Source organism: Catenibacterium sp. UBA627, assembly GCF_002299355.1.
Taxonomy (GTDB): domain Bacteria; phylum Bacillota_I; class Bacilli_A; order Erysipelotrichales; family Coprobacillaceae; genus Catenibacterium; species Catenibacterium mitsuoka.
This window is the reverse complement of sequence record NZ_DBPF01000037.1, coordinates 1-11,053: the sequence shown is the minus strand read 5'-3', so window position 1 is coordinate 11,053 and position 11,053 is coordinate 1. Positions and strand designations below refer to the sequence as shown.

The following is an 11,053-nucleotide window of genomic DNA, read 5'->3' as shown; positions in this document are numbered from 1 at the left end:
GAAGTAGTTCATTCATTCTTAAAATAATTATGAGATAAGTGATAGTTTACAAGTTTTCTTGTGAACTATTTTTTTCTCATTGTATAATGAATATACAAAACATTTGACACTAAACCAAGGTTTAATGTTACCCTAATAAAGGTGGTGATTGTATGGAAACAAAGGAAATACTAGAAAAAGTAAAAACAGGAGAACTATCTGTTGAAGAAGCCGAACAATTCTTTAAGAAATCCGCTTTTGAAGAATTAGGCTATGCGAAATTAGATACAAATAGAGAAATACGTTCAGGTTTTCAGGAAGTGATTTATTGCCAGGGAAAAGCAGATGATCACTTAGTCGGTATTGTGAGAAGACTTTATGAGGTGCAGGGAGAAGTATTTGGGACAAGAGCCTCAAAACATCAATATGAACTCTTAAAGAATGAATTTCCTGAACTAGAATATGATCCATTATCACATATTATTAAGATAGAAAAAGAAAAGGAACATAAAGGGAAGATTGTTGTATGTAGTGCTGGTACAGCAGATCTTAATGTGGCTGAAGAAGCTGCACAGACAGCTGAATTCTTTGGGAGTCATGTAGAACGTTTGTATGATGTAGGTGTGAGTGGTATTCATCGCTTATTATCTAAATTAGATATCCTGCAATCTGCAAGATGTATTATTGCGGTGGCAGGAATGGAAGGAGCTCTTGCAAGTGTCATAGGTGGTTTAGTAGACTGTCCTGTTATTGCAGTACCTACATCAGTGGGTTATGGAGCCAGCTTTCATGGTGTCAGTGCTTTACTTACAATGATTAATTCCTGTGCCAATGGTATTGCGGTAGTGAATATTGATAATGGCTATGGTGCAGGTTATATTGCAACTCAGATTAATAGAACGGGAGAATCAAAATGAATCAATTATATTTAGAATGTTATTCTGGAATAAGTGGAGATATGTTTGTCGCAAGCTTACTTGATCTAGGTGCTTCAAAAGAAGTATTAGAAGAAGTTCTTTCATCATTACCTCTTGCTGGTTTTAAAACTGAAATCACAAGAGTCAATAAATCAGGACTGGATGTCTGTGATTTTAATGTTATTTTGGATCATGATAATCATGATCACGATATGAACTACTTATATGGTGAACATACACATCATGAACATCACCATCATCATGAACATCGTCACTTGCATGATATTTTACATATCATTGATCATGCACAAATGACAGATCATGCTAAAGAATTGGCTAAAAAGATCTTCACTATTTTAGGTGAAGCAGAGGCAAAAGCCCATGGTACTTCTATTGAAGAAGTCCATTTTCATGAAGTAGGTGCTGTGGATTCTATTGTAGATATTATTTCTGCAGCTGTGTGCTTTGATGATTTAGGGATTGATGAAGTTTATATTCCGGTTATTTATGAAGGAACAGGTACTGTACATTGTGCTCATGGAACACTGCCTATCCCAGTTCCTGCAGTGAATAATATTGTATCGAGTCATCATTTACCTATTCATATTGATACTATCAAAGGTGAATTAGTGACTCCTACAGGCGCTGCCATTGCTGCGTCTATTGTGACATCTTATACACTTCCTTCTACCTTTACAATTAAAAAGACAGGTATAGGGGCAGGTAAGCGTGCTTATGAAAGACCAAGCTTACTTCGTGCAATGTTGATTGAAACAGATCCCAGGCACCAATAAGGTATGTAAGCTAGAAACAAATATTGATGATAGTACAGGAGAAGTATTAGGTCATGTGATGGAGTTATTAATGTCTCATGGCGCAAAAGATGTTCATTACATTCCTGTGATAATGAAAAAGAACAGACCTGCTTATTTACTCAATGTATTATGTGATGAAGAAAAAAGAAAAGAATTAGAAACAATCATCTTCAAAGAAACAAGCACTATCGGTATTAGACGTACTTACATGGAACGTACAGTTCTTCAAAGAACTTTTGAAACTATTTCTACACCTTTAGGTGATGCTATATTTAAGGTAGTCAATATAGAAGGAAATATAAGAGCCTATCCTGAATATGAAAGTGCGAAGTTATTAAGTGAAAAACATAATTTATCTATTATTGATGTTTATCAATTGTTGGAAAGGAGTTATTATGAATTTAGTCGCCATCATTGATCAGTATCTACATGAAGATGTTATGATTGCTTTTTCTGGTGGCGTAGACAGTACACTCTTATTAAAAATAGCCGTTGAAGCATCAAAGAGATATCATACGCATGTCTATGCTGTTACTATTCAAACAGTGCTTCATCCTGTGATGGAGGCAGATGAAGCCAAGCGAATAGCTGACGAATTAGGGGCTATTCATAAAGTGATTCATGTAGATGAATTAGAAGGTGCAGGAATAGAGAATAATCCTGTAGATCGTTGTTATTTATGTAAGAAGTATATGTTTACTAAAGTGAAGGAACTCGCACATAGTTTAGGTATTTCTACTATTCTTGAAGGTACAAACGCCGATGATTTAAAACAATATCGTCCTGGTATCAAAGCAATTCAGGAATTAGGATTACATAGTCCACTCTTAGAGGCTAATATGACTAAAAAAGAAATTAGAGAATTGGCTGCTGATTATGATTTAAAAGCGGCTAATAAGCCTTCTTCACCATGTCTTGCAACAAGATTTCCTTATCATACATTACTTAATTACGAGGAAATGCGTAAAGTAGAAAAAATTGAAGATTATCTTCATGCATGTGGTTTCTATAATGTACGCGCAAGAATACATAATGACTTAGTGCGTTTAGAAATTGATCAGGATGCTTTTATGAAATGTATGGACTACCGTCAAGAGATTGTCTTATTTATTAAGGAATTAGGATACGACTATGTAACACTTGATCTAGAAGGATTTAGAAGCGGTAGTCAAGATATTAAACTGGAGGAAAAATAATATGCATATGGCTGACGCCTTAGTCTCACCTGCTGTTGCGACAACGATGTATCTGGCATCAGGTGCAATGACTATTTATTCAATTAAAAAACTAGAAGAAGAAAATGATCCACAGAAACTCCCAATGATGGGAGTTATGGGTGCCTTTGTCTTTGCAGCCCAGATGATCAATTTCACTATCCCAGGAACAGGTTCTTCAGGACACTTAACAGGAGGACTCATGTTAACAGCACTACTTGGTCCTTATGCAGGCTTTTTAACGATGGTAGGTATACTGGCAATACAATGTCTGCTTTTTGCGGATGGTGGGTTACTTGCCCTAGGTTGTAATATATGGAATATGGCATTTTATGGCTGTTTTATCTCTTCGATGTTGATATTTAAGCCAATAATCAATAAAAAATTATCTAAGAAGAATTTGATGATTGCCTCTATCTTAGGTTCTATCATCTCTTTACAATTAGGTGCCTTCTCAGTAGTTGTAGAAACAGAATTATCAGGTATTACAGCACTCCCATGGAACTTATTCATTGGTGTGATGCAGCCTATTCATCTTGCGATAGGTGCGGTAGAAGGTATCATTACAGGCTTAGTTCTATCATTTATTTATGAAGCACGTCCAGAACTGATCTGGCAGGGGCATACAACTAAACTGGCAAAAACATCTAAAAAGAAGCTTCTTGCACTCTTTGGTGGTCTTTCTGTCGCAGTGGCTGGTATCTTATCAATATTTGCTAGTGCTTTCCCTGATGGATTAGAATGGTCTATATTACAGTTAACTGGTTCTACAGAACTACAACACAAAGGGGCTATTTATTCTATGTCTTCGCGTGTTCAGGAACTCACTGCATTATTACCTGACTATAATATTTCAGGACATGAATCAATCTTAGGTGGGATGTTTGCAGGAATTGTTGGAGTCTTAATCGTCATAGGACTCTATATGCTCATTCATCGTTATCATGAAAAACATACAGAAAGCCATTAAGAGAGTGCATCAAATTGATGCACTTTCTAAGCGTACAACCATTCTTTCTGCCATTCATCCCACTTATAAGATTTTGATTGTATTACTTTATTTGATAATCACTGCTTCTTATTCTATTCATGATTTATATATCTTGGTGATGTTTTTACCATTACTCTTATTTTCGTTATTGGGAGAAATCAATTTATTCAAATGTTTAGGAGAACTCAAACCATTAGTGGCTTTATTACTCTTTATGGGAACACCTTTCTTATTCTTTAAGGGATATGGAATCACTAGTTTTATTGTGCTTGCATTAAAAGGAATATTTGCCTTACTATTTTCTTACATATTGATGACCACAACATCTATGGAGGAACTCTGTATGGGATTATCTAAACTAAAAATACCTCAACCTCTTATTGTCGTCATCATGTTAATACAAAGATATCTCATTCTTTTCTTTAAAGAAACAGATAAAACTTTGCTTGCCTATAGTTTACGTGCACCAGGGCAGAAGGGTATTTCTATAAAGACATGGGGTACATTAGTTGGTTCAATGATGCTTCGTTCCATTGATCGTGCTATGAATGTCTATCAGTCTATGATGTTAAGAGGTTTTAAAGGTGTAATGCCATTACAATCACAAAAATATGATTATAAGTTATCTAAACTTACATTTGGTATTATGTGTGTACTATTACTATTCTTGAAAGGAGTTGTATTATGATTAAACTGAATCATTTCTCTTTCTCTTATATAGAGAATCGTATTATATTAGATGATTTGAATTTTCATATCCAAAAAGGTGAAAAAGTAGGACTCATTGGATGCAATGGAGCAGGGAAATCTACACTTCTTAAAACTATTATTGGAATAGAAAATGGTCAGGGAGAACTAAAAGTTACAGATTTAACTATGAACAATCAAAACCTTGCATCCATTCGTTCCCATATAGGCTATGTCTTCCAGGATTCAGATAATCAGCTCTTTATGTCTTCTGTATATGAAGATGTAGCCTTTGGACCAATGAATGAAGGATTACAGGGAGAAGAATTGGAAGAACGCATCAATAAAGCATTAGATCTTGTACATATGCAGGAAAAGAAGCATGAAAAGATTTATCGCTTATCTGGTGGAGAGAAAAAAAGAGCTGCCATTGCGACAGTCCTCTCTATGCGTCCAGATATTCTATTATTTGATGAACCTTCTGTTTCATTAGATCCTAAACATCGTCGTGGATTAATCAACGTATTAAACGAACTCCCTTATACAATGTTGATTGCGTCCCACGATTTAGATTTTATTTATGATACATGTGATCGTGTTTTATTACTATCTAATGGAAAGCTTGTTGCAGATGGACCAACTCAAGACATCTTAACAAATAAAAAGCTTCTTGAAGAAAATGGTTTAGAGCTTCCTCTTTCATTTAGTAGACAAAAGAGTATATAATAGAACCCTGTGAGGTGAAAAAGATGCGTTATGCACAAATAAGAGAAGTAGATATTGCGAATGGACCAGGTATTAGAGTATCTCTTTATACTCAAGGGTGTCATCGTCATTGTCCATTCTGCTTTAATCAGGAAACATGGGATTTTAATGGAGGAAAGGCTTTTACATCTGAATTAGAAGATGTATTAATTACACTTATTAACAAACCCCATATTGCTGGATTCACACTTTTAGGTGGAGAACCTTTTGAAGAAGAAAACAGAGACGATATTTTAGAATTACTCAAACATATCAAAAAAGAATGTCCTACTAAATCTATCTGGGTCTATTCTTCATTCCTTTATGAAGAAATTATGGAATGGAAACAGCCTTTACTTGATTATGTAGATGTATTAGTAGATGGACCATTTGTGAATGAATTAAAAGATGCGAATCTCAAATTCAGAGGTTCTTCTAATCAAAGAATTATTGATATTAAGAAAACAAAAGAAAATAAAGAAATCACTTTAGTTGAGTTCAAAGAGATATAATAAAAACTTATTGATTTGATAAATATTTTCCTATACAAAAGATAACGTTTTAGCGTATAATAATATTTATAAAGATTATAAATGGAGGGGATTTTTATGAAAAGTCTCAAGATTATAGTGGCAGCAGCCTTGGCTGCTTCTATGTTAGTGGGATGTGGTTCTACTTCCGACGATAAAGCGATTTATAACTTTTCAAGTGAAGCAGATGTAACATCTCTAGATTCAAGTGTATCTGATGATGGTGTTTCATTTAATGCGATTCATGCATTTAGTGAAGGACTCATGGATATTACTGCAAAGGGTGGTACAAAGCTTGTACCAGCTGCTGCATCATCTTATAAGATGTCAGATGATGGATTGACTTATACATTTACTATTAGAAAGAATGCGAAATGGTCTAATGGTGATGACTTGACTGCAGATGATTTCGTTTATTCATGGAGAAAGTTAATTGGAAATGCAGGTAGTTATGCTTATATCTTCGGTAAAGAAGGTGCATGTATTAAGAATGCAGATGAATTGGCTGAACTTGGAACAACTGCTGGTGATAAGATCAAAGAACTAGGTGTTGAAGCAAAGGATAAGAAAACATTACAGGTTACTTTATCTCAGCCATGTCCTTATTTCTTAGAAATCATGACATTCCCATGCTTCTATCCACAGAATCAGAAATTTGTTGAAAAGTGTGGTTCTAAATATGCCACTGATGCAAAGTATTTACTTGCGAATGGTCCATTCAAGGTAACTAAGTGGACTAAGTCTAATAAGATCACTTTTGTAAAGAATGATAAGTACTACGGTGCAGATAAGATCGAATTAGATGGTTTAAATATGTATCTTGTTCAGGATCCTAAGACTGCAGCTGCGGCATTTGATAATGGTAAAGTTGATTTTGCGACTATTAACTCAGCTTTAGTTGATAAGTATGAAGGTAAAGATAGTCTTGTAAAGTTCAAACAGGGTTATATGTATTATTTATATTTGAACTTCAACAATAAAGCACTTGCGAATACAAATATTCGTAAAGCATTATCTCTAGCTATTGATCGTAAAGACTTATGTAATAAAGTCTTAAAGGATGGTTCTAGAGAAGCAGATGGTTTTGTAAGTGCTGACTTCACTTATGGACCAGATGGTAAAGAATATCGTTCAGAAGGTAAAGATTATACTCAGTATAATCTAAAAGAAGCACAGGCTGCTTTTGATCAAGGCTTAAAAGAACTTGGTGTTTCTTCATTAAAGTTAAGATTGCTTTATGGTACAGATGAAACACCTGCAGATACTGAAGCAGAATATTTACAGGCATGTTTCAAAAAACTTAAAGGTTTAGATATCGAAATGGTTGCAACTGTTAAGAAAGACCGTGTAGAACGTCAGAAATCAGGCAATTTTGATATCTCATGTGCAAGATGGGGACCAGACTTCCCAGATCCTATTACTTATTTGAACCTTGTTTCTACAGGTAACTCAAATAACTATGGTAAATATAACAATGCGAAGTATGACCAGTTAATTGCGGCATCTACTACTGAAAGAGATGCTAAGAAGAGATGGCAGATGCTTTATCAGGCAGAAGATATCTGTATGAGTGAATATGCTGTATTACCGGTATTCCAGAAGGGTGCTGCATCATTACAAAATAAGAAATATACAGGTATTGTATATGAGGCTGCATTAGGTTCAGCATTCACATTCAAGTTTATTCATAAGACTAAATAAGATACAAATCCCGGGTAAATCTCGGGATTTTAAATTTCTTTAAAAAAAGTTAAAATTTCCTCTTTACAAACAGCTAAGACTTGTATATAATCGTACTTGTCTCTTACGAGAGATATGGCGGTTGTGGTGAAGCGGTTAACACACCGGATTGTGGCTCCGGCATTTCGTGGGTTCGATCCCCATCAGCCGCCCCATTTAAAAATAACTCTGGTTTACCAGAGTTTTTATTTTATATAAATAAAGGAACTGTATTTTCATATAGTTCCTTTCCTTTCATATTGTTGATAAATTAATGTGAGCAGTCTTATCTTTTGATTTTAGTGAAAATGTTGTAACGGTATATTGTTTTGAATAAATGATTAACAAGAAGAAATCGAGGTTGTTCTATGAAAAAGAAGAGAATTCTATTAATAACACTTGTTTTTGCATTATTGATCTGTTTTTTCTTTTTCTTGCCTAAAGAAAAAGCTGTAAAGAAAGAAATAAAAACTATAAGTTATGAACATCCAGAATATAAAAAACGTTATAATTTATATAAAAATAAGCATCCTCATCTAACGAAAGAAGAAATCATTACACTTGTAAATATGAATCGTGATTATGATTTCTATGATCATATTATAAAACAAGAACACCCTAATGATTTAAATACAATTGTGAATAAATATTATCAGTTAGATGAAAACTATGCGCCCGATGATCTTGTAGAAATCAATAATAAAGCCAAAAAGTATGGTCTTCTCTATAGTAAACATACTGCTCGAAAAGTCTTATATGATGATTTTATTGCTTTACAAGAGACTTGTTATCAAAAGGGCTTTGAGTTATATGTAACTTCTGGCTATCGTTCTACACTTTGGCAAAAAGAAATCTATAATCATATGGTAGAAACCTATGATGTTGCAAAGGCCGATGAAACATGTTCACGTCCTGGTCATAGTGAGCATACAACAGGTCTGGGACTTGATGTTGCTTTAGATCAATACAAATATGAAGATGTTGTTAATCACCCTTGCTATAAATGGCTTTTAAGTCAATTAAGTCAATATGGGTTTATTCTACGTTACCCAAAGGATAAAGAAGATTTGACAGGGTATCATTATGAATCATGGCATATTCGTTATGTTGGTAAGGATTTAGCTAAAAAGGTAGAAGAGAGTCAATTAACATTTGATGAATATTATGCTAGATATTACTAAAAAGAAGATAAAAAACTATCTTTTCTAGACTGTAAGTAAACAAAATTGCATGTATAGTTAATGTCGTAAGTGTCCACACTTCAATTAAGAAAATTTGTGGTCTTTCGACTTTTTTATTTCTTATAAATGGGATGTAATAATAGAAATGACTCATCAATTTGATGAGAAAGACCTGTGAAAAGAACAACAGGACTTATAGATGGTTTTAAATATCTGAATTTGTCAATAATCTGAAAGAAATTGTATTTTCGGATTGTTTTTTCATATAATGATGAGGGAGGGATTTACATGGATATAGATTCTTTAAAAGCATCAAAGAAAACAGATCAGCTCTTTTTGGTTTGTGTCGATCATTATGATACAAGTCATGCGACATTCTATTATTATAAGAAAGAGGAAAAATGGGAGCTTGTCTTACAAACACCAGCACTTATTGGACAAAGAGGCATGGGTGAAGGAAAAGAAGGCGCAAGACAAACACCTATAGGTGAATATACTTTTGGTAAACTCATGGGTATTGCGCCAGATCCTGGTACAATAATGCCTTATCATCAGATTACTGAAGATGATTATTGGTGTGGTGAACAATATTATAATGAGTTTGTGGATGAAAAGACTATGGACCATTCTCATTGTACAAAAGAGAATGACGAACACTTGATAGATTATACTAAACCTTATGAATACACAGCCTTCTTTAATTATAATAAGGAATGTATTAAAGGAAAGGGCAGTGCTTATTTCTTTCATTGTTTTGGTACACATGACTATACAATGGGATGCGTTGCCTTACATCATGATATTGTGAAATATCTCTTTACTATTATTGATGAAAAGACGATTATGATCATCGATTCTTATGATAATTTGTATAAATATTAGTTAGTGTCACTATGATAATTTTGTGTTATACTTTCATTAAGTTCAGAGTATGAACAAGAAAGGTGTAAAAGAAAATGTTGAAATTCTTGAAAATGGAAGGTATCGGGAATGATTATGTTTACTTTGACGGAATCAATCAGAATGTTCCAACAGATGAAACATTTATCAAGAAGGTATCTAATCGTCATATAGGTATTGGCAGTGATGGTGTCATTATCATCTTACCAAGTGAAACATGTGATTTCAGAATGCGTATGTTCAACCTTGATGGAAGTGAAGGAAAGATGTGTGGAAATGGAATCCGCTGCTTTTCTAAATTTGTATACGATCAAGGCTTAACTGATAAGACAACATTGAAGATTGAAACACTTGCAGGAATAAGAACTTGTGAATTGAATGTAGAAGATGGAAAGGTAACAAGTGTCTGTGTAGATATGGGTGAACCAATTACTCTATGTTCTGATATTCCAGTGAATTATTCTAAGGTAGAGATGGTGAATGCGCCTATTGAAATAGATGGCAATACATATTATTGTACAGCTGTTTCTATGGGTAATCCGCATGTCATCCAGTATGTAGATACACTTGATTTTGATATCGAAGCAATTGGTCCTAAGTTTGAGCATGCTTCTTTATTCCCTGAATCAGTCAATACAGAATTTGTAAAGGTTGTTGATAGACAACATCTAAAGATGCGTGTATGGGAAAGAGGCAGTGGTGAAACAATGGCTTGTGGTACAGGCGCATGTGCTGTGATGTATGCAAGTTATCTCAACAACAAGTGTGATGAGAAAGTGGATGTAGAATTATTAGGAGGTCATTTACAGATTGAACTCCGTGATAAGAAGATATTTATGACAGGTCCTGCAAGGACTACTTTTGAAGGTACATTGAAGGAGGAAAATATAAGTAACTAAATATATTGACTGTTGTGATTAAATGTGTTCAAATCCCCTCAAAGGAGAACGTCAAAATGAACACATCAAATATTACAAATTATAAACCAAAGGATTTTGCTGAACTTTTAGGCGTATCTGTTAAGATATTATAACGTTGAGATATAGAAGGAACTCTAAAGGCAAGCCGAACCCAAACTAAAGGCATTATTATACTTATAATCATCATTTACTAAATCAAGTTACATTTTTAAGTTTGGTAATACAAAAGAATTATTGCAGACCAGTGTATCGAAGAATATGGAAACCGTGTAACGATTTATTAGATGAAGTAATGGAAAAAATTAAAAGCATAATTTGAATACCCACAAACCACAAGTTAGCGAAAATTAAATTTTATTAACGCCTATTAAACGGCGCTCATGAAGCTGAACTTGATGCATGGATTTTCCATTTGTACTATAATTAGATTAGGAATCAGATGGAGAACTCATGCAG

General features: G+C 34.0%; 12 protein-coding genes, 1 tRNA gene and 1 pseudogene. All 14 read left to right on the top strand.

The annotated features are described in order from the left end of the window. The first annotated feature begins 152 nt into the window (after positions 1 to 152). Positions 153 to 896, top strand: a complete 744-nt coding sequence (gene larB / locus B2S90_RS02715; RefSeq protein ID WP_215656430.1) for a nickel pincer cofactor biosynthesis protein LarB — start codon at positions 153 to 155, stop codon at positions 894 to 896. Beyond that, the gene (locus B2S90_RS02710; RefSeq protein WP_278780844.1) at positions 893 to 1,690 is read left to right on the top strand and encodes a LarC family nickel insertion protein; all 798 of its coding nucleotides are present in this window, start codon (positions 893 to 895) and stop codon (positions 1,688 to 1,690) included. The genes larB and B2S90_RS02710 overlap by 4 nt, the downstream gene beginning before the upstream one ends. Then, complete coding sequence (larC, locus tag B2S90_RS02705; protein ID WP_278780843.1) at positions 1,665 to 2,129, top strand: nickel insertion protein; 465 nt, start codon at positions 1,665 to 1,667, stop codon at positions 2,127 to 2,129. The genes B2S90_RS02710 and larC overlap by 26 nt, the downstream gene beginning before the upstream one ends. Continuing rightward, positions 2,107 to 2,907: an ATP-dependent sacrificial sulfur transferase LarE gene (larE, locus tag B2S90_RS02700; protein ID WP_279079425.1), complete on the top strand. Its 801-nt coding sequence runs from the start codon at positions 2,107 to 2,109 to the stop codon at positions 2,905 to 2,907. The genes larC and larE overlap by 23 nt, the downstream gene beginning before the upstream one ends. Before the next feature lies 1 nt (position 2,908). Continuing rightward, positions 2,909 to 3,895, top strand: a complete 987-nt coding sequence (locus tag B2S90_RS02695; RefSeq protein ID WP_055234114.1) for an energy-coupling factor ABC transporter permease — start codon at positions 2,909 to 2,911, stop codon at positions 3,893 to 3,895. A 4-nt stretch (positions 3,896 to 3,899) separates the two neighbouring features. Then, positions 3,900 to 4,604 (top strand): energy-coupling factor transporter transmembrane component T family protein, encoded by a 705-nt coding sequence (locus B2S90_RS02690; RefSeq protein WP_286696507.1) that lies wholly within the window; start codon positions 3,900 to 3,902, stop codon positions 4,602 to 4,604. Further along, on the top strand, positions 4,601 to 5,329 hold the full coding sequence (locus B2S90_RS02685) for an energy-coupling factor ABC transporter ATP-binding protein (protein ID WP_279067381.1): 729 nt from the start codon (positions 4,601 to 4,603) through the stop codon (positions 5,327 to 5,329). Before B2S90_RS02690 ends, B2S90_RS02685 begins: the two co-directional genes overlap by 4 nt. A gap of 23 nt (positions 5,330 to 5,352) precedes the next feature. Continuing rightward, positions 5,353 to 5,859, top strand: a complete 507-nt coding sequence (nrdG, locus tag B2S90_RS02680) for an anaerobic ribonucleoside-triphosphate reductase activating protein (RefSeq protein WP_055234117.1) — start codon at positions 5,353 to 5,355, stop codon at positions 5,857 to 5,859. 96 nt (positions 5,860 to 5,955) lie between these two features. After that, the gene (locus tag B2S90_RS02675) at positions 5,956 to 7,578 is read left to right on the top strand and encodes a peptide ABC transporter substrate-binding protein (RefSeq protein ID WP_278780838.1); all 1,623 of its coding nucleotides are present in this window, start codon (positions 5,956 to 5,958) and stop codon (positions 7,576 to 7,578) included. A gap of 117 nt (positions 7,579 to 7,695) precedes the next feature. After that, a tRNA-His gene (locus B2S90_RS02670) sits at positions 7,696 to 7,772 on the top strand. Positions 7,773 to 7,964: 192 nt separating this feature from the next. Then, the gene (locus tag B2S90_RS02665) at positions 7,965 to 8,777 is read left to right on the top strand and encodes a M15 family metallopeptidase (protein ID WP_055233895.1); all 813 of its coding nucleotides are present in this window, start codon (positions 7,965 to 7,967) and stop codon (positions 8,775 to 8,777) included. A 288-nt stretch (positions 8,778 to 9,065) separates the two neighbouring features. Next, positions 9,066 to 9,659 carry a L,D-transpeptidase family protein gene (locus B2S90_RS02660; protein ID WP_279068757.1) on the top strand — a complete coding sequence of 198 codons (594 nt, stop codon included), beginning with the start codon at positions 9,066 to 9,068 and terminating at the stop codon, positions 9,657 to 9,659. 74 nt (positions 9,660 to 9,733) lie between these two features. Next, positions 9,734 to 10,576 (top strand): diaminopimelate epimerase, encoded by an 843-nt coding sequence (gene dapF, locus B2S90_RS02655; RefSeq protein WP_286696506.1) that lies wholly within the window; start codon positions 9,734 to 9,736, stop codon positions 10,574 to 10,576. A 56-nt stretch (positions 10,577 to 10,632) separates the two neighbouring features. Next, positions 10,633 to 10,913: pseudogene (locus tag B2S90_RS10980) on the top strand (IS607 family transposase); the annotation flags it as partial. Positions 10,914 to 11,053 lie beyond the last annotated feature (140 nt).